The organism is Lysobacter sp. CC-YZS074, assembly GCF_056739745.1.
This window is the reverse complement of sequence record NZ_CP200301.1, coordinates 2,967,871-2,985,967: the sequence shown is the minus strand read 5'-3', so window position 1 is coordinate 2,985,967 and position 18,097 is coordinate 2,967,871. Positions and strand designations below refer to the sequence as shown.

The following is an 18,097-nucleotide window of genomic DNA, read 5'->3' as shown; positions in this document are numbered from 1 at the left end:
TCGGGCAGCTTCCGACCCAAAGCGGACGTGGCGGGATGGCCCAAGGGCGGTTACGCAATGATCAGTGCGCAACCTTGAGCGTGATGACTCCAGCGACGATCAAGGCCACGCCTAGATAGCGAGCGATCGACGTCGGGTCGCCGTAATACAGCACGCCAACCAAGAACGTGCCCGCTGCACCGATGCCGGTCCACACCGCATAGGCCGTTCCGATCGGAATCTGCCGCTGGGCAAGCCACAGCATGAAGCCGCTGGCTGCCATGAAGCCCACTGCGACACCGATGCCGGACCAACGCGTCTCCGCGTTCTGCGCCATCTTCAGGCCAACCGGCCAGCCGATTTCGAATAGTCCTGCAAGGACGAGATAGACCCAGCTCATGATTTGTTCCCTTAGTGCCGTTGTGGCGGTGAGTAGTTCAGCGGTTTCGAAACGAATCGAGCGGCGCTGCGGCTTGTCTGGCAGGTCTCGCCGGTCCCAATCACGAGCAACGGAAAGAGTGTCTCAAGAGCGCACCGTTTTCTTGACCGTGCGGCGTACTCGTTTCGTGGTCACGAGGTGCTCGATGTCAGCAAAGTTCCGGTCCCACGCTTGCCGGCTCATGGGCATGAGTCCGAAATGCCGGAGGAAGAAGAGCCCCTCCGTGGCCAGAAAGGCCAGTCGGGCATTCAGGGCAGCAGGTTCGTCGACTGCATCAAGCTCACTGAAGCGTGCCGCGTACCATTTACGGACCCACTGCAGGTGTTGGGGCGACTGCAAGAGCGTCGCAACCAAAGCGGCAGAACGAGCAGAGCTGGAATCATCCGCTTGGGCGGTCGTCTGAATGTGCGCATGGACGCGAGCCTCGGCCGTGGCATCAAGCCCTGCCAAGCGGGCCACATCCGCATCGTAGGTAGTGCCCCAACGCTCAAGAAGGGCTTCGATCAGGGCTTCCTTTGTCCCGAAACAGGACTGCACACCGCCCTTGGTGACGCCCGCCGCCTTGGCGACGGCCTCGAAAGTCAGGCCGCCTGCGCCATCTGTGGCAATCACGGACTCAGCGGCGTCGAGGACCCCCTGTCGGTCGATAGTCTTCGGCCTGCCCATACAATATTCCAATACGTCTGTATCCGTACTTTATACGAATACAGACGTATTGGAAAAAACCGGAAGCTGGACTGCGGCGATGATAGTGGGCAATCAAGGCGGCACGTAGACCGCCTCGGAAGCCCTTCAAGTCGGCCGGGCAAACCCGATCGGGTTGTTCCGGCCTCTTGTCGCATTGCCCCAGCAGTCAGCCCTGCCGCTCCATCCACCGCATGAACTGCGACGGCCGCGGACGAGTGCCGCTGCGCCTGCAGCTTCAGCGGATGTTGCGGTCCAGCAGCCCTTCAAGCTCGGCGCTTCCCAGCAACTCGAGACACTTCATCGCGTGCAGCGGTTCGCCGTGCTTGCTGATGTAGGTGCGCGCGGCCGCCTTGCGGGCCAGCGCGGTTGCCTCTTGGTAGGTTTCGATCGGCAGGCTGCCGAACTCCAGATAACCCCCCGCCGCGGCGCTTGCATCGCGAGCTATGTCGGTATCGGGGTAGGCGGCGGCGAGGCACTGGCTGAGCGTGTAGCGGGTCAGCAGGCTCGCCTCGTTGTTGTCACCGGCAGCTATGGGTGCGAGTGTCCCCGTCGTCGCGCAGCTGGTGGAAAAGGCAGCAGTGAGCAAGGCGACGACGGCAGCTTGTACCGACTTCATCAACAAGAGCTCAATCATCCCGCATTGAGTTGAGCTGGCTGCCCTCACAAGAGCCGTCTCTGCCGAGCCGGCAAGGAACAGATGTGCCGACCAGAGGGCCAGCCGCCGTCACATCGTGGATCAGCAGGGCATGGAAGGTCTGGTAGGTGCCGACATGGGAGTCGTCGCCGATCCAGACCAGCCAATCCTCTTGGCCATTCAGGTCGAAATCGGCGGCCGCAACCCGTTCGATTCGCAGGTACCACTCTTCCGAATCCAGCATGGCAGCGTTCGGCTCGATCACGAGGGGGGCGTCGACCAGCGACTGAAATGAGAAGGCTTCATCGCTGGTGCGCGGACCCCGGGACGACGGGAAGGTACGGAAGTCCAGCCGGGTGGCGATCGCCGTGCCGGCATCAATACGGGTCTTGCGGACGGGGTGCGCGCGCTGCAGCAGCTCGACCGAATCGCAGACCACGTACTCCTGCAGGGCGAGCATCTGGTCCGGCCCGCCGCGGTTGAGCCGCGCCGAGTGCTGCAGGTAATCGCGGCAGGTCGAGATGGTCGCGCCGGAGCCCAGTGCCAAGGGCGATCTCGGCTCCGACATGGTCTGTTCGAAGTTCTCGAAAGCCCGGCGTAGGTCTTCATCGAAAATCTGTACGGTCGGTGCGACATTGCCAGTGGAGGCGCACGCTGACAGCGTCAGCAGTGCGGCTGCCAGCAGGGTGCGAGGGGCGGCGGTCATCGGGCCAGCTCCACGACGGGCGCGGTAAGGATCCCGCTCAGAAGGTCTGCTTCCAGGTGCCGCCTTGAGTCGTAGTCGTCACCGAAGTTGCGTAGCTCGGTGACGGCGCCTCGCCAGTCCTGTTGGCACACCGCTCGCCAGAATCGAGGCGCGGCGCTGGACAGGTCGCCGTACTGGAAGGCCACCGAAGCGATCACCGTCTGGGCCTCGGCGGGCAGGTCGAAGAACCCGGTCCTGTCGGTGTTTAGGTGCGATGCGCCGTAGTCGGAGGCCAGTTGGATGACGAACCGGTGCTTGAATGCCCTGTCGATAAGCAACGCGTCGCCGGCGCTGATCCGCAGCGGCTTCTCTGCCAGAAGCTTTGTCGCGTCCCGGCGCTTGGCGCCCAGGTAGGGTTCGAGCTGCTGGACCAGTCGATGTGGGAGTCCGAGCGCAACCAGTTCGGATTTGCGGCGTTGGCCGAGGTCGAAACCCGTGGCAATCGTGACGCCGCTTCCGCTCCCCCGGGCATTGGGAACGTAACCGTCCAGCTTGCGGCCACCTTCGCGGGCGGACAGGAAGGCGTAATCGATGAGGTTGGGCATGTCATCTCCTTATGACGTGGGATGCGGGGCATCCCGGGGCGCAGTCTCCGCTGCGGATGGGGTGATGGTACCTGCCCCGGTGCCGGCGACGCGACGCGCTTCATGCAGGAGGCGGCAGGAATTGCGTTGGTATATTGCCGGCACTACTGGGGAGTGGTGTTATGAACGCGAAGATCATCAGCATGGCGCTCGGCTTGGCGAGCGTCGTTTGCTTTGGCGCGATTTCGATATCGGCCCACGCAAAGGACTCGTCCGAGAAGGACCGTGCGACCACCGCGAAGCTGGCCCACGGTTTGCTCTCGGATACACGCCACGCCTATCGCCCCCGCTCACTCGATGACGCGCTTTCGAACGAGATTTTCGACGCATACGTGGAGGCGCTCGATCCCGATGACGTGCTCTTCGCACCAGCGGATCTGCAGGCGCTCGAAAAACATCGCTACAAGCTCGACAGCGCGATCAAACGTGGGGCGCTCGAGCCGATCTACGAGATCGCCGCAGCCCGCAAGGACGCCGGTAGCGAACCGCAGGACAGGAACGAAATATTCGAGCGGTTCCTCAATGCCTATGTGAGCACCAGCGATGGCGAAGGCTATTACAGAAGTCCATTGGTCGCGGCGCCGGCGCAGCCCGGTTCCACCGCGGACGAATCAGTCCCTCCAGTCTCTCCAGTCCATTCAACCGTGGTCGAGGCGGGCGGGGAGCGTATCGGGGTCATCAGCGTTGCCCACCTGAACCCGGCGCAGCACGCCGTCAGTGCGGAAGTCTCCAATGCCCTCGCCAGCTTCAGGCGGGAAAGCATCGAGGTTCTGGTGCTGGACTTGCGTGGCAACGAAGGCGGAGCCCTGCGCGAAGTCCTTGATCTGGCGGGGCTGCTTCTTGGGCGCGTGCCGGTGATGCAGATCCGCGAGGCGGGCGGGCGGCTCAGCATCGAAAGCTCAAGGGTGGCGCGCCAGTGGGACGGCAGGCTCGGTGTCCTCGTGGACCGCAGGACGGCCGCAGGCGCGGAGATGCTGGCGGCCGCGCTACAGGACCACAACCGCGCGGTCGTGCTCGGCGAGCAGACGTTCGGCCGCGGCACCATCCAGAACGCGGTCGACCTGGATGCGGGAACCGAGGGGCCGCGCCGTCATGGTTGGCTGTCGCTCACGATCGCGGAAGTGTTCCGGCTCAATGGGCATCCGCTGAACGGTGTTGGAGTCACTCCGGACTACGAACCCACGGCGTCGCCGAACCGGGCTGCCCGCACGGTGCTCTCGGAACCCATCGCTCCGGTCAGGGGCTTCGCGGCGATACCGCGGAATGTCGGTGCAGGCAGCGCTGCAATGCCGCAGGCGGAAGATCACGCGCCCGCAGCAGAAGCGGTCGATCCCCTGGTTGTCCACGCCGCCATGGTCGTCCACGGCCTCGCCGATATCCCACCGGTCGCGCCGCCGGCGGACTCTCCTGCGGAGGCGCAGCTGACGCGCTACGCGAGGGCGCTGCAGGCCCACGTCATCGCCCAATGGGTGTACCCCGAAGGCGCACTGGCCCTGGAGTCCTGCAAAACGCATGTCCGGCAGCTGCCCGGGGGCGAGGTCCTCGACGTCACGCTCGATCAGACCTGCCCGGAAGACGAGGGCTTTCGCCAGTCGATCCGGGCCGCCGTTCTCGAATCCAGTCCGCTGCCTTACACCGGGTTCGAGGATGTGTTCACGCGGAACGTGACGATGCACTTCAAGGCGGCTCTGGAACCGGTTGATTCATCCGGCGTCGCGCCTTGATGGCCGGTGCTCTTGAACTCGCGCGCCATGGAGAGACTCGGGGGAGCGGCACCGCTGCATGAAGCACAAACCCAACAAGTACTCGGCGAAGCTGCGGCTCCTCGTCATCCTCTGCTCGGCGTTCGTCCTGGCCTACTGCGTGGCGCAACTGGCCATCGGTTACACGTACATCCCGACCAGGCGCGGCGGCATCCTGTTGTCCGGCGTGTCGACCCTCTTCATTGCTTTCTCGTCAATGCTGTTCTGCACGGCCGGGGTGTCGTTGCTGGTGGACCACTACGATGAGCGTGACAACGAGCTGCTCTACCGGAAGGCGCGGGCGTGGATGCTCAAGGTCGGCCTGGTGTTCCTGATGCTGGCGCCAGTCCTGGAGCTGCTGCTTGCGGTCATGTTCATCTCGGCGGGGCACGAACCACTCACGTACCGCGGCTTCGCGGCGGACGTCACCCTGTACGACCCTGCACTGGCCGGATACCGGGAGAGCGTCGCAGCCCGGTCCGGTCATCCGGTGCTTATCGTGGTCCTGGTCCTGACGCTGCTTCTGGCGGCGATTGCGTGGCTCTCGGCGAAGTACCGGATTCCCGGCATGAAGGGCTTCCAAGGGCTGACGGCGGTTGCGCTGATGGGGATGGTGTCGGTGATGTGCCTGCTCGGCGCCATCGAGGATTTCGTCGCCGGGGAAGTCAGCCTGAGCCGTTCCGGCGCTGTCTATACGGCACTCGAGCATCCCGCCCAGTTCAACGCCATCCTTCTGACAAAGAGCCTGGCGGCGACGGTCAGCCTCCTGTTCAGTGCGGCCGGACTGGTGGTGCTGGTGTGGAAGGGACCGGCCGTCTTCGCAGGCCCCGAGCTCGAGAAGGACTGAGCGCCGGCGGAGGAGTGCAGCCGGTTTGTCCCTGTGTGGCGGATCGGCGGGGCCGGCACTTCACGAAATCCTAACGTCACATTCCCTTCGTAGCCTGCGCGGGCTCAGCAATGCCGAGCTGATCCGCGCCCTCGTTGGTTGGATCAGGTCGGCCGCTGCAGCGGACCCCCACGCAACCACGAGAACAGCATGTCGCACCGCATTCGCGCCGCCCTTGTTTCCGCGCCGCAACGCCGGCCGCTGAGCCGCATCATCCATGGCCTGCTGGTCGTCGGCATCGCATCCGTGCCGCTGCAGGCGCTTGCCCAGAGCGAAACGGACGCCGCGGCCGAACCGACGGAACTGGACGCCATCCAGGTGACCGGCAGCTACAGCCGCAGCCTCGAGCAGGCGGTGGACATCAAGCGCAGCAACGTCGGCATCTCCGACTCGATCGTCGCCACCGACGTGGTCGACTTCCCCGAGCAGAACCTGGCCGAGGCGCTGCAGCGCATGCCGGGCGTGACCATCGAGCGCAACAAGGGCCTGGGTACCGCGGTCAACGTCCGCGGCCTGCCGTCCGACTACACCCATGTGTCGATCAACGACCTGGCCACGGCCTCGGGCAGCGGCGGGCGCGACGTCGAGTTCGACATGTTCGCCTCGGAGATCATCCAGCAGGTGACGGTGCAGAAGTCGCCCATCGCCTCCGACGAGGAGGGCGGCATCGCCGGTTCGGTCAAGATCTCGACCGCACGTCCGTTCGACTACAGTGAGCGCAAGCTGGCGTTCTCCGCCGAGGGCGCGCACAACTCCATCTCCGGCGAGACCGATCCCAAGTTCTCGTTCCTGGCCAGCGACACCTGGGGCGACTGGGGCGCGCTGGTGTCGTTCTCCAAGGCCGAGCGCACCAACCGTACCGATGCCAACTCGGGCATCAACTTCCGCCCAATGTCGCGCTTCCTCGGCGCCGGTGGCGAGCGTGCGGCGCAGGCGGCCGAGGTGCTCGAGCGCGACGCCGGCATCGTGGTGCAGGACCCCTCCAACACCGACGAGACCGACCTGATCATCTTCCAGGACAAGGTCGGCGACCGCATCTACATCAACGAGCAGGACAAGTGGGGCGCCACCGCGGCGCTGCAGTACCGGCCGAGCAACGCCTTCAGCCTGACCTTCGACGCGATGGTCGGCGGCTACGACACCACCGAGGACGAGTACGACGCCGCGGCCTACTCGGCGTCCAGCCGCAGCACGCTCGACACCATCCACGAGTACGACGCCACCACCCTGTCCGAGTACGGCATGGTGGTGCTGCGCGACGTGTCCTACACCGCTACCCAGCACGAGTTCCTGAGCAAGGAGCGCATCAACCGGAGCGACTACGGCCAGTACAGCGCGGCGCTCGACTGGCGCGGCGACAGCTGGATGGTCGATGCGATGGTCGGCTACTCCGGCGCGGAGAAGACGCTGGACTACGCCAACCTGAAGCACGTGGCCTACGCGCCGTCGCGCACGCGCTGGACCGGCAACGGCGGCGAGACGATCCCCAGCGACGACCCGGCCACCATCGACATGTACGACGCGCCCGACAGCTACATCTTCGAGGCGTACGAGACCAGCCTGGAGAAGGTGACCGACGACAAGTACGCCGCGCAGGTGAACTTCCGCAAGGCGCTGGACCTGGCGTTCTTCCCGGCGCTGCACAACGTGCAGTTCGGCGCGCGCTATACCGACAAGTCGAAGGAGCGCCACCGCGGCGAGCTCAACATCAAGGGGCCGGGCGAAGGCGACGAGTCGTGGGCCGGCGAGCGCACCCTGGCCGACAGCGAACTGGAGTGGGTGAGCGACATCGTCCCCGGCGGCGAGTACGAGGCACGCGACCTGGCGTGGAGGCAGGTGTCCAACGACTACGCACGCGACACCTTCCGCTACGACGGCTTCCACACCCCGTTCGACGAGGGCGAGTACTACCGCGTCGACGAGGAAGCCACCGCGCTGTACGCGATGGCCGACTTCGCGTTCGACCTCGGCCGGGTGCCGGTGTCGGTCAACGCCGGCGCACGCTACGTCGACACCTCGGTGGTGTCCTTCGGCTACCACCCGATCCAGAACCCCGACGGCACCCCGGGCTTTACCGAGGATCCGGTGTCGCAGAAGGGTGACTACTCCGACGTGCTGCCCAGCCTGAACCTGTCGGCCGAACTGTCCGACGGCCTGCTGCTGCGCGCCGCCGCGTCGGAGGCGATGATGCGCCCGGCGCTGAGCGACCTGGCCTACAAGCGCACCGCCAGCTGGAGCTCGTTCCGCTTCACCGACGGCAACCCCAACCTGGCGCCGACCTCGGCCGAGCAGTGGGACATCGGCCTGGAAAAGTACCTGGACAACGGCGGCCTGCTGGCGGCGTCGTACTTCCAGAAGAAGATCGACGGCGTGGTCATCAACGCGCTGACCGGCGTGGTCGAGGACGTGGCGGTGTACAACGCCAACGGCACGCTGGCCGGCTACTACGACTTCGACGTCTACCAGCCGATCAACGCAGCCGGTTCCTACGACGTCGACGGCTTCGAGCTGATCGCGCAGCTGCCGCTGGGCATGCTGCACCACTCGCTGGACGGCTTCGGCATCAACGCAAACTACACCTCGCTCGACAGCTCGCTCGCCGGTGAGTCGTCGCTCGGCATCAGGACGCCGATGCCGGGCTTGGCCGAGCAGACCTACAACTTCACCCTGTACTACGACAACGAGCGCTTCGACGCGCGCGTGTCGTACAACTACAAGGACGAGTACGTCGAGAGCCTGGGCTACAACATGTACCCGATCTACCGCGACGGGTACGGCCAGACCGACATCTCGCTGGGCTACTGGCTCACCGACAACGTCAAGCTCAGCCTGAAGGGCATCAACGTCACCGACGAGGCCACCACCGGCTACACCATGGACCCGTCGTTCCCGACGATGTACGAGTTGTCCGGCCGTCGCCTCAGCCTCGGCGTGCGGGTCGACTTCTGACCCGGTAGCCGCGCGTTCCCGTGGGCTCGATGAAGGTCTGGATGTGGTTCGGCCATGCGCTGGCGGTGCCGGCACTGGCGGTGCTGCTGGCGGCCTGTGCCGCCGGGGAGGGCGGGCGGCAGGCGGTGCGCAAGGGGGCTGCACCGCTGCCGCCCGCGCCGGCCGCCGCGCCGGTGCGGATCGCCTTCATGCCGGACATCCACTTCCACGATGTCTACGCGGAGTTCCAGGACGGGTCGTTCCCGGGGGTGCGCAACCCCCTGAACGGCCGCAACGCCACCATCCGCACCATGCAGGCGCAGCTGACGTCCACGCGCCTGTTCAACGAGAACTACTTCGCGTTCATCGCCGCGCTCGACGACGCGGTCGCGCGCGGCGTGAAGCTCATCGCGTTGCCCGGCGACTTCTCCGATGACGGCCAGCCGGTCCACATGCGCGGACTCGCGGGCATTCTCGACGACTACGCGGCGAGGCACGGCATCGAGTTCTTCGCCGCGCCGGGCAACCACGACCCGGTGCGTCCGTTCGCCCGGGCCGGCGGCAAGGACGACTACCTCGGCCACGACCCCGCCACCGGCGCAACGGGCTTTCCGCAACCCGTCTACAGCCGCGGCGGCAACGCGGACTGCAGCACGCCTTATGCCGGCGAGTGGGCCCGGGTGGGCGCGAGCTACTGCACGCAGGAAGTGCGGCACCTGGGCTACGCCGGCATCACGCAGGCGCTGGCGCAGCACGGCTTCATGCCCAAGCCGCAGTACCTCTATTACGAAACGCCCTACAGCACCTACGGCTACGAGGACTACGACTACCCGACGGCGCTGGAGCAGGCCGACTGGGCAAACCGCCAATACGAGATCTGCCAGACCTACTGCAAGACGGTCACCGATACCTCGTACGTGGTGGAACCGGTCGAGGGCGTCTGGCTGGTCGGGCTGGACGCCAACGTCTACGTGCCCACCGGCCCCGGCGCCAACGACTTTACCGGATCGGGCAACCAGGGCTACAACGCCATGCTCCGCCACAAGCCGCACGTGATCGGGTGGTTGCGCAGTGTGCTCGCCCGTGGCGAGGCGCGGGGCAAACAGGTGGTCGCGTTCAGCCACTTCCCGATGGCCGAGTTCTACAACGGCGCCTCGGACGATATCGCCGCGTTGCTGGGGGCGGGCGCGATGCAGCTGGCGCGTCGCCCCGACGAGGACACCACCCGCGCGCTGGCCGAAACCGGGCTGAAGGTGCACGTCGGCGGCCACATGCACTTCAACGACACGGCCGTGCGTGATTACGGTGGCGACACTGCACTGTTCAATATCCAGACGCCCTCGCTGGCGGCCTATGTGCCGGCCTACAAGTTGATGACGCTCGACGGCAGCGACCGGATCGAGATCGAGACGGTGCGGCTGGACGACGTGCCGCGCTTCGACGAACTGTTCGACCTCTATCGCGCCGAGCATGCCTACGCGCGACATAGCGGCGCAGAGCCGGCGCCATGGGACCTGTCCATCCTGGATGCGACCAGCTACGGCGACTTCACCCATCGCTATGCCGGCGAGCTGGTGCGGCTGCGCCTGCTGGAGGACGACTGGCACTGCGACATGCGCGAACTCGTCAAGGGTCCGCTGACCGGCGCCGACCTACTGGTGCTGTCGCAGCTACGGACGGACGTCACGTTGGAGGAGCTGACCCGCACCGGCGCGCGGGGCGGCCTTTCCGCGGCGTTCTTCGATTGCCTGTCCGACGCGGGGGACAGCATCCCAGCCGGCACCGCGACCAGCAGCGCGACCGGCTCCGCGTTTGTCGCCGACCTCGCCGCCGCCGAAGCGAAGGCGCGTGCGCTGGCACGCGCCAACGGCCCGCCACTGGAAGATCTCAGCCAATGGCGGGCGCTCGAACTGGTCGGTGACTTCGTGCGCCTGGCCAATGCCGGTGACCTCGCATTCGCCGACATTTCCGACGAGCGAATGGCCCACTACCGGCTGCTCGCCCGCGTCCTGCAGCAGACCGATGCGCGCTTGGTTATGCACGGCGAGCGCGTCAGCAACGCCAACACCCTCGGCGACGTGGTGCAGGCGCGTTTCAAGCCGCTGATGGCGATCCTGCAGAAGTTGGTCGCAGGCGCACCATCCGAACACGTTCTGCTGGACCTGAAGTGCGACGAACTGATCGACCTGTCGGACAAACCTTCGTCGTCTGAGGTCGGCGTTCCAGTGAAATCCCGATAGACGTCAGGGGCGGGGCGCCACGTCGCCAGCGTGTTCGGCGATGGGGCGGACATCCTGCACCAGCGTGACCAGCATCTTGCCCGGCTCTTCGATCATGACTTCATGGGCCGACTGTTGTGCGGCCCCGGCGCCTCGGAGGCCGGTGACGGCATGCACAGGCCCACGAGGGTGATAGTCAGGATTGCGGAAATCAGCGCTTTCATCAGGATTCGTAACGCTCAGTGCGATGCAGCCTGGGAGGATAGCCGGACCCGGGATGCGTTCTTCCAGTTGTTGTTGGCCGTGACGGGCAACACACCCGGTACTGATGGCCTACGTGCCCCGGCGGGCCTTGCTGCATCATCGACCGGTCCGGGAGCCCCGCTCCCATCCAACCCCGGAGCCGCCATGCGCCGCACCCTCGTCCTATCCGCCTTGTCCCTGGCCCTGCTGACCGCGTGTGCCACCACCGCGCCGACGGGCACCACCGCCACCGAGCCGACCTCCACCGTCGCGCAGGCCGGTGCCACCTCCGAAGACGCGCGCCTCAATGCGTGGTTCGAGCGCAAGTACGAGGAGCAACTGCAGTTCAGCCCGATCCAGATGACCTTCCTCGGGCGCAAGGACCGCTACTCCGAACTCGACGACATGTCGCGCGAGGCGTCCGACCGGCAGCTGGCCTGGCAGGTCGCGGCGCTCGAGGAGATGAAGTCGACGTTCGACTACGACGCGCTCAGTGATGCCACCAAGTTGTCGTGGGACCTGTTCGAGTACCAGACGAAGGCCGCGCAGGCGGCCGACCGGTTCACCGACCACGGCTATCCGTTCGAGCAGATGGGCGGCATGCAGTCGCAGTTGCCGACCTTCCTGATCAGCTTCCACAAGGTCGAGGAAGAGTCCGACTACACCGCCTACATCGCACGCCTGCGCGAGGTGCCGCGCGCGTTCGGGCAGCTGATGGACCACGTGAGGCATTCGGCCGAGCTCGGCATCCGCCCGCCGCGCTTCGCCCATGAGGGTGTGATCGAGCAGGGCACCAAGGTCATTACCGGCGCGCCGTTCACCGATGGCGAGGACAGCGCGCTGTGGGCCGACGCGCAGGCCAAGGCCGATGCGCTGGTGAAGGCCGGCAAGATCGACGCCGCCCGCGCGGAAGAGCTGAAGGCCGAAGCGCGCGCGGCGCTGCTGGAGGCGGTGAAGCCGGCCTACGACGAGGTGCTGGCGTGGTTCAAGGCCGACCTGCCGAATGCGCTGGAGAATCCCTCCGGCGTCGGCACCACCCACCCGGACGGCGCCGCGTACTACGCCCAGCGGCTGCGTGCTTCGACCACCACCGACCTCACCGCGGAGCAGGTCCACCAGATCGGCCTGGACGAGGTCGCCCGGATCCGCGGCGAGATGGAGGCGCTGAAGGACAAGATGGGCTTCAAGGGCGACCTGAAGGCGTTCTTCGAGTTCATGCGCACCGATCCGCAGTTCAGGTACCCCAACACCGACGCCGGCCGGCAGGCTTACCTCGACGACGCGACCAAGGCGATCGCGACCATCAAGAAGCAGCTGCCGAACTATTTCGGCCTCCTGCCGAAGGCCGACCTCGTCGTGAAGCGGGTCGAGCCGTTCCGCGAGGTCGACGGCGCCGCGCAGCACTACTACCCCAGCACGCCGGACGGCAGCCGCCCGGGCGTGTACTACGCACATCTGTCCGACATGAACGCGATGCCCAAGACCGAGCTGGAGGTCATCGCGTACCACGAGGGCCTGCCGGGTCACCACATGCAGATCGCCATCGCGCAGGAGCTGGAAGGCGTGCCGGAGTTCCGCAAGCAGGCCGGCTTCACCGCCTATGCCGAAGGCTGGGGCCTGTACGCGGAGTGGCTGGCGCGCGAGATGCCGGGCACCTACGCCGATCCGTATTCGGAGTTCGGCCGCCTGACCTCGGAGATGTGGCGTGCGATCCGCCTGGTGGTCGACACCGGCATGCACGCCAAGGGGTGGACCCAGCAGCAGGCGGTCGAGTACTTCGCCGAGAACAGCTCGGTCCCGCATGAGGCGATCGAGGCCGAAGTGCGCCGCTACATCACCTGGCCGGGCCAGGCGACGGCCTACAAGATCGGCATGCTCAAGATCCAGGAGCTGCGCGCGAAGGCCGAAGCCGAACTGGGTGACGACTTCGACATTCGCCGCTTCCACGATGCCGTGCTCGGCGGCGGCGCCCTGCCGTTGACCCTGCTGGAGCGCAAGATCGACCAGTGGATCGAGGACGAGAAGAAGGCCTGAGTAGGCCGCGACGGCCATTGGGGGTGGGGCGGCTGCCGGCCGCTCCACCCGGAGACCGGTCATGAAAGCCACCATGTTGTTGCCTGTGCTGTTGATGCTCGCCGGGTGCAGTACGCGCCCGGCGGATCCGGCGCACGGCGGAAACGCGCCGGAGTGTTCTAACGCGGGCGCCCCGCGCCCGTGCATGCCCGAGGCGGAGAGGACGCGGCGGGTGCAGATGCACCTCGACAGCGGCGTCGCCGGGCCAGCACCGGTGACGTTCCATTGCGACGGCGACAGCCGGCCGCTCACCGCCGTGTTCTACAACGATCTGGACCCCGAGGCGGCCGTCCTCACCTGGGGTGGCGACCGGGCGATCGTGTTCCCGGCGGTCGCGGCCAGCGGCGCGCGCTACATCGGCAACGGCGTCGAGTTCTGGGAACACCAGGGCGTGGCCCGCGTCGACTTCCGTGGCCACCCGCTGGTGTGCCGGCCGGGGCCATAGCCTCGCGGCCACCATCCATTCCGGGTCGCAGCCCGTGCGGAAGTCTCGGTTCGGTGAGCGGCCGCTTGAGCGGATGAAGGCGCTTTTAGAACGAGATCCGGTGGCACAGCGACGCGCGCTCGCCCGTGTGGGCGGCGCTGCCACGTGACGTCCGTGGCGGGTTCACCCGCTCCCTGTCGGCACGACCGGGAGCGGGGACCCGTTCGCTCACTTCTTCAGCGTCTCCGGCGTCACCGCACCGGTCACGTTGCCTTCCGCGTCGAGGAACTCGATCGAGGCGCTCCCGTCCGGCTCCACCTTGAGCCGCAGGCGCGTGTCGCCCGCGGCATCCATCGCCGTTCCGGCAAGGCACTGCATGGCTTCCGGCCAGACCTCGCCGACGCCGCTGCGGCAGGCCGGTCCGTCGACCCCGGCGCGGTTCATTTCCGCCACCGGCAGGCTCCAGAAGAAACTCAGCCGTGGCGTGGGATCATCCGGCCGCGTACCAACGGGGAGCATCCCGACCATCCGTCGCGCGCCGATGTAACGCTGCTGCAGCTCGTCCGGCCAGGGCCAGTCGACGCCGGTCGTCTGCCCGCCCGTGCCGTAACCCACCACCGCCACCCGCAATCGCCCGTGCGGCGCCGAGCCCCCGTTCACTGGCACTCGCGCCCGCATGGACGTGGGTCCCCGTCGCCGTCCATCAACGGGTTGTTCCGTTCCGGATGGCGAAACCGGAACCACGCGCGTGGCTCCACTCGACGATCTTTCCCTGTCGCCCCATGTCGCTCCCCCTGGCCGGAATCGGCAGTCGGGGGCCTTCCCCAGGGCGCGATGCCTTCTCCATCCGGATTGAAGCCCGCCTGTACCGGGGGCCGGCGGCGCGGCTAAGCGGCGAGGTACGGCTCGACCACCTGCGTGATCCACTGCAGGAACGCCTGCACCCGCGGCGCGAGCTGGCGGCGGTGCGGGTAGACCAGCGACACCGGCATCGGCGCGGCGGTGAACTCCGGCAGCACCTCCACCAGCCGCCCCGCGTCGACCAGCGACTGCGATCCCGGCACTGGCACCTGGATCAGGCCGAGTCCGGCCAGACAGGCCGCGCTGTAGGCCTCGGTGCCGTTGACGATGATCGCGTTGCGCACCGGGTGCTGGAGGACCGTGTCGCCATCGCAGTACTCCCAGCTGGCACCGTGCGGGCTGAGCCGGGTCGAGTAGTGGACGACGCGGTGATGGTCGAGGTCGGCCAAGCAGGTGGGCACGCCGTGCGCCCGCAGGTAGGCGGGGCTGGCGAGGTTGCGCATGGCCATGACTCCCAATGGCCGCGCGATCAGTTCGGCATCGGCGAGCGCACCGACACGCAGCACGCAGTCGAATCCTTCCTGCACCAGGTCGACGTGGCGGTCGGTGGTGCTGATCGCCAGTTCGAGTTGCGGGTGGCTGGCGAGGAACTCCGGCAAACGCGGGATGACCAGGTCGCGGGCGAGCACGTTCGGCATGTCGACCCGCAGGCGGCCGCGCAGTCCGCTCGCCGCTGGGCGGAACATCCCCTGCAGCTGCTCGGCGTCGGCGATGAGCTGGCCGCAGCGATCGAGGAACTGTTCCCCGTCGGTGGTCAGCCGCACGTGCCGGGTCGTGCGTTGCAGCAGCCGCGCGCCCACCCGCGCCTCCAGTTGCCGCACCACGGTGGAGACGCGGCTCTTGGCGAGTCCCAGCTGCTCGGCGGCCCGGGTGAAGCTCCCCAGCTCGGCCACGCGGGCGAACACACGCAGGTCATTGAGTTCCATCGCCGGACTGTACTCCCGATGAGAACAGTGATGTCACTTCACGCGTGTTTATCCGCCACCAATGAATTGCGCACAGTACCCGCGTGGCTTCATTCCCCCCGAAACAGGAGACCGACAATGACCGGATCAACCCGACGCGTGGCGCTCATCACCGGCGCGAGCCGTGGCCTGGGGCGCAGCAGCGCGCTGAAACTCGCCGGGAACGGCGTCGACGTGGTGCTGACCTACAAGGACAACGCCGATGCCGCCCGCACCACGACCGCTGAAATACAGGCGCTCGGCCGGCAGGCGGTGGCGCTTCGGCTCGACCTCGCCGACGCCGGCAGCTTCGCGGCATTCGCGGCCCAGTTGAAAAGCACGCTGGCCGGGACCTGGCAGCGCGAGCGCTTCGACTACCTGGTCAACAACGCCGGCACCGGCGCGCAGGTGCCGTTCGCGGAAACCACCGAAGCCCAGTTCGACGAGCTGGCGGCCGTCCACCTGAAGGGCACGTTCTTCCTGACCCAGGCGCTGCTGCCGCTGATCGCCGATGGCGGACGGATCGTCAACACGTCATCGGGCCTGGCCCGGTTCAGCATGCCGGGCTACGCCGCGTACGCGGCGATGAAGGGGGGCATCGAGGTGCTGACCCGCTACATGGCCAGGGAGCTCGCGCCGCGCGGCATCCGGGTCAACACCATCGCGCCGGGCGCCGTCGAAACCGACTTCGGCGGCGGTCTGGTGCGCGACAACGCGCAGGTCAACGCGCACATCGCCGAAGCCACCGCGCTGGGCCGGGTCGGCCTGCCCGACGACGTCGGCGGGGCGGTGGCGGCCCTGCTGTCGGACGGCAACCAGTGGATCACCGGCCAGCGCATCGAGGTGTCGGGCGGGATGATGCTCTGAACGGACTCAGGGCACCGGCGGCGTGGACGCGCCTTCACCGGCGGGCGTCGTTTCCTCCGGCGACGCGCCGTCCTGCGCGGCAGCCTGCGGCGGCGGTGTCGGCGCCGCCGGTGCCACGGGTGTCTCCGGCGTCACCCGCCAGATGATGTTCGACAGATCGTCGGCGACTATCAGCGCGCCGCGCGGGTCTACGGTCACGCCCACCGGCCGGCCGTAGGTCTTGCCGTCGACGCGGAAGCCGGTGATGAAGTCGACCGGGTCGCCGGCCGGCTCCCCATTGCGGAACGGCACGAACACCACCTTGTAGCCGACCGGGTCGCTGCGGTTCCAGCTGCCGTGCTCGCCGACGAACGCGCCCTCGGCGAACTCCTCCCCCATCGCCGGGGAGGAGAAGTCCAGCCCGAGCGCCGCCACGTGCGAACCGAGCGCATAGTCCGGGACGATCGCCGAGGCGACCTTCTCCGGGTCCTGCGGCATCACCCGCGGGTCGACGTTCTGGCCCCAGTAGCTGTACGGCCAGCCGTAGAAGCCGCCCTCGCGCACCGAGGTCAGGTAGTCGGGCACGAGATTCGGGCCGAGCTCGTCGCGCTCGTTCACCACCGCCCACAGCTGATCGGTGCCGGGTTTGATCGCCAGCGCGGTCGGGTTGCGCAGGCCGGTCGCGTAGGGCCTGTGCATGCCGGTCTGCGCGTCGATCTGCCACACCAGGGCACGGTCGACCTCGGCGGTCATGCCACGCTCGGTGATGTTGCTGTTGGAGCCGATGCCGACGTACAGGAACCGCCCGTCGGGGCTGGCGGTCATCGACTTGGTCCAGTGGTGGTTGATCTTCGACGGCAGCATCGCGACCGACTCGGGCTCGCCACTGGCCTCCGTCTGGCCGACGCGGTAATCGAAGCGCACCAGTTCGCCCTGGTTGGCGACGTAGATCGCGTCGTCGATCAGCGCCAGGCCGTACGGCGCATCAAGGTTGTCGGCGAACACGGTCTGCAACTCGTAGGTGCCGTCACCGTCGGCATCGCGCAGCAGGGTGAGCCGGTTGCCGCTCTTGGCCGAGGTGGTGCCGGCGGCCTTGATCGGGCCGGCGATCACGTCCTTGGGCTTGAGCTTGGGCGCGTTGCCGCCGCGCCCCTCGGCCACCAGGATGTCGCCGTTGGGCAGCACCAGCGTTTGCCGCGGAATCATCAGGTCGGTGGCGATCGGGGTGATCCTATAGCCGTCGGGCACCACCGGGCGGCGGTCGCCCCACTCGCCGGGGTTGGCGATCACCATGCTCGGCAGCAGGCCGCGGTCGGGCTCCGGCAGCGTCGGATTGGCGCCGTATTCCTGCGCCGGCGGGTTGCCGCCACAGCCGGCCAGCACCATCGCGGCGGCGACACCCGCGCACAGCATCGAGCGGTTCATGGCGCACCTCCCGCGCGGTAGGCGGAGAACCCCAGCCACGTCGCCACGCACGCCAGCAGGAACACCACGAGTGACAGCACCGGCGCCTCGGGCATGATCGCCCACGCGTCCTGGCCGTGGACCAGCGCGTTGATGAAGCCCAGTACGAACGTGGCCAGCACGACGATGAAGTACAGCACCGCGCGTCCACCGCGCCGCGCGGCGCGGAACAGGTCGACGATCGCGAACACCAGCACGATCCCGGTCAGCACCATCGCCCCGACGATCAGCCACGACGCGAAGTTGCTCCATTGGATCTGCTGGCTTGAGCGGTACGCCCAATCGGTCAGCAGCGCACCGAGGAACAACGGGACGCTCCCGGCGAGCAGGACCGCGTGCAGCGGGTGGATCGGGTGGACCGCCCGAAGGCGGGTCCGTTCGAACGTGGCGGCAGCCATG

General features: G+C 67.2%; 16 protein-coding genes. 7 read left to right on the top strand and 9 right to left on the bottom strand.

Annotated elements, in window-relative coordinates:
- Positions 1–61: 61 nt before the first annotated feature.
- The 5 genes from U8331_RS13570 to U8331_RS13550 all read right to left on the bottom strand — a co-directional run bounded on the left by U8331_RS13570 (position 62) and on the right by U8331_RS13550 (position 3,029).
- Entirely contained in the window at positions 62–379 is a 318-nt protein-coding gene (locus U8331_RS13570) for a DMT family transporter (RefSeq protein ID WP_481131535.1), read from the bottom strand.
- Between the two features lie 123 nt (positions 380–502).
- On the bottom strand, positions 503–1,084 hold the full coding sequence (locus tag U8331_RS13565) for a TetR/AcrR family transcriptional regulator (protein WP_481131534.1): 582 nt from the start codon (positions 1,082–1,084) through the stop codon (positions 503–505).
- A 256-nt stretch (positions 1,085–1,340) separates the two neighbouring features.
- The gene (locus U8331_RS13560; RefSeq protein WP_481131533.1) at positions 1,341–1,721 is read right to left on the bottom strand and encodes a T6SS amidase immunity protein Tai4 family protein; all 381 of its coding nucleotides are present in this window, start codon (positions 1,719–1,721) and stop codon (positions 1,341–1,343) included.
- A gap of 10 nt (positions 1,722–1,731) precedes the next feature.
- Entirely contained in the window at positions 1,732–2,445 is a 714-nt protein-coding gene (locus U8331_RS13555; protein WP_481131532.1) for a hypothetical protein, read from the bottom strand.
- On the bottom strand, positions 2,442–3,029 hold the full coding sequence (locus U8331_RS13550; protein WP_481131531.1) for a pesticin C-terminus-like muramidase: 588 nt from the start codon (positions 3,027–3,029) through the stop codon (positions 2,442–2,444). The genes U8331_RS13555 and U8331_RS13550 overlap by 4 nt, the downstream gene beginning before the upstream one ends.
- 161 nt (positions 3,030–3,190) lie before the next feature.
- On the opposite strand from U8331_RS13550, the gene U8331_RS13545 reads away from it, so the two are divergent.
- The 6 genes from U8331_RS13545 (at position 3,191) to U8331_RS13520 (ending at position 13,604) form a co-directional block, all read left to right on the top strand.
- On the top strand, positions 3,191–4,792 hold the full coding sequence (locus U8331_RS13545) for a S41 family peptidase (RefSeq protein WP_481131530.1): 1,602 nt from the start codon (positions 3,191–3,193) through the stop codon (positions 4,790–4,792).
- Between the two features lie 58 nt (positions 4,793–4,850).
- Positions 4,851–5,657 (top strand): hypothetical protein, encoded by an 807-nt coding sequence (locus tag U8331_RS13540; RefSeq protein ID WP_481131529.1) that lies wholly within the window; start codon positions 4,851–4,853, stop codon positions 5,655–5,657.
- Between the two features lie 189 nt (positions 5,658–5,846).
- Positions 5,847–8,645, top strand: a complete 2,799-nt coding sequence (locus tag U8331_RS13535; protein WP_481131528.1) for a TonB-dependent receptor — start codon at positions 5,847–5,849, stop codon at positions 8,643–8,645.
- A 29-nt stretch (positions 8,646–8,674) separates the two neighbouring features.
- Positions 8,675–10,864: a metallophosphoesterase gene (locus tag U8331_RS13530; RefSeq protein WP_481131527.1), complete on the top strand. Its 2,190-nt coding sequence runs from the start codon at positions 8,675–8,677 to the stop codon at positions 10,862–10,864.
- A gap of 387 nt (positions 10,865–11,251) precedes the next feature.
- The gene (locus U8331_RS13525) at positions 11,252–13,120 is read left to right on the top strand and encodes a DUF885 domain-containing protein (RefSeq protein WP_481131526.1); all 1,869 of its coding nucleotides are present in this window, start codon (positions 11,252–11,254) and stop codon (positions 13,118–13,120) included.
- Positions 13,121–13,337: 217 nt separating this feature from the next.
- On the top strand, positions 13,338–13,604 hold the full coding sequence (locus U8331_RS13520; protein WP_481132997.1) for an MliC family protein: 267 nt from the start codon (positions 13,338–13,340) through the stop codon (positions 13,602–13,604).
- A gap of 207 nt (positions 13,605–13,811) precedes the next feature.
- Here U8331_RS13520 and U8331_RS13515 read toward each other — a convergent pair whose 3' ends face one another.
- Together U8331_RS13515 and U8331_RS13510 are read right to left on the bottom strand one after the other, a co-directional pair.
- Positions 13,812–14,243, bottom strand: a complete 432-nt coding sequence (locus U8331_RS13515) for a hypothetical protein (RefSeq protein WP_481131525.1) — start codon at positions 14,241–14,243, stop codon at positions 13,812–13,814.
- Between the two features lie 227 nt (positions 14,244–14,470).
- Entirely contained in the window at positions 14,471–15,370 is a 900-nt protein-coding gene (locus tag U8331_RS13510; RefSeq protein ID WP_481131524.1) for a LysR family transcriptional regulator, read from the bottom strand.
- A 117-nt stretch (positions 15,371–15,487) separates the two neighbouring features.
- Between U8331_RS13510 and U8331_RS13505 the strand changes: the two genes are divergently transcribed.
- On the top strand, positions 15,488–16,255 hold the full coding sequence (locus U8331_RS13505; RefSeq protein WP_481131523.1) for an SDR family NAD(P)-dependent oxidoreductase: 768 nt from the start codon (positions 15,488–15,490) through the stop codon (positions 16,253–16,255).
- A gap of 6 nt (positions 16,256–16,261) precedes the next feature.
- Here U8331_RS13505 and U8331_RS13500 read toward each other — a convergent pair whose 3' ends face one another.
- Both U8331_RS13500 and U8331_RS13495 read right to left on the bottom strand, forming a co-directional pair.
- Complete coding sequence (locus U8331_RS13500) at positions 16,262–17,659, bottom strand: PQQ-dependent sugar dehydrogenase (RefSeq protein WP_481131522.1); 1,398 nt, start codon at positions 17,657–17,659, stop codon at positions 16,262–16,264.
- The gene (locus U8331_RS13495; protein ID WP_481131521.1) at positions 17,656–18,096 is read right to left on the bottom strand and encodes a DUF2231 domain-containing protein; all 441 of its coding nucleotides are present in this window, start codon (positions 18,094–18,096) and stop codon (positions 17,656–17,658) included. Before U8331_RS13495 ends, U8331_RS13500 begins: the two co-directional genes overlap by 4 nt.
- Between the last annotated feature and the right edge of the window lies 1 nt (position 18,097).

Excerpts from the sequence above, each read along its gene's own strand:
- U8331_RS13540 (WP_481131529.1), top strand. The coding sequence starts at position 4,851 with ATGAAGCACAAACCCAACAAGTACTCGGCGAAGCTGCGGCTCCTCGTC.
- U8331_RS13500 (WP_481131522.1), bottom strand. The coding sequence starts at position 17,659 with ATGAACCGCTCGATGCTGTGCGCGGGTGTCGCCGCCGCGATGGTGCTG.
- U8331_RS13560 (WP_481131533.1), bottom strand. The coding sequence starts at position 1,721 with ATGAAGTCGGTACAAGCTGCCGTCGTCGCCTTGCTCACTGCTGCCTTT.
- U8331_RS13505 (WP_481131523.1), top strand. The coding sequence starts at position 15,488 with ATGACCGGATCAACCCGACGCGTGGCGCTCATCACCGGCGCGAGCCGT.
- U8331_RS13555 (WP_481131532.1), bottom strand. The coding sequence starts at position 2,445 with ATGACCGCCGCCCCTCGCACCCTGCTGGCAGCCGCACTGCTGACGCTG.
- U8331_RS13570 (WP_481131535.1), bottom strand. The coding sequence starts at position 379 with ATGAGCTGGGTCTATCTCGTCCTTGCAGGACTATTCGAAATCGGCTGG.
- U8331_RS13520 (WP_481132997.1), top strand. The coding sequence starts at position 13,338 with ATGCACCTCGACAGCGGCGTCGCCGGGCCAGCACCGGTGACGTTCCAT.
- U8331_RS13545 (WP_481131530.1), top strand. The coding sequence starts at position 3,191 with ATGAACGCGAAGATCATCAGCATGGCGCTCGGCTTGGCGAGCGTCGTT.
- U8331_RS13550 (WP_481131531.1), bottom strand. The coding sequence starts at position 3,029 with ATGCCCAACCTCATCGATTACGCCTTCCTGTCCGCCCGCGAAGGTGGC.
- U8331_RS13525 (WP_481131526.1), top strand. The coding sequence starts at position 11,252 with ATGCGCCGCACCCTCGTCCTATCCGCCTTGTCCCTGGCCCTGCTGACC.
- U8331_RS13535 (WP_481131528.1), top strand. The coding sequence starts at position 5,847 with ATGTCGCACCGCATTCGCGCCGCCCTTGTTTCCGCGCCGCAACGCCGG.
- U8331_RS13510 (WP_481131524.1), bottom strand. The coding sequence starts at position 15,370 with ATGGAACTCAATGACCTGCGTGTGTTCGCCCGCGTGGCCGAGCTGGGG.
- U8331_RS13565 (WP_481131534.1), bottom strand. The coding sequence starts at position 1,084 with ATGGGCAGGCCGAAGACTATCGACCGACAGGGGGTCCTCGACGCCGCT.
- U8331_RS13530 (WP_481131527.1), top strand. The coding sequence starts at position 8,675 with ATGAAGGTCTGGATGTGGTTCGGCCATGCGCTGGCGGTGCCGGCACTG.
- U8331_RS13495 (WP_481131521.1), bottom strand. The coding sequence starts at position 18,096 with ATGGCTGCCGCCACGTTCGAACGGACCCGCCTTCGGGCGGTCCACCCG.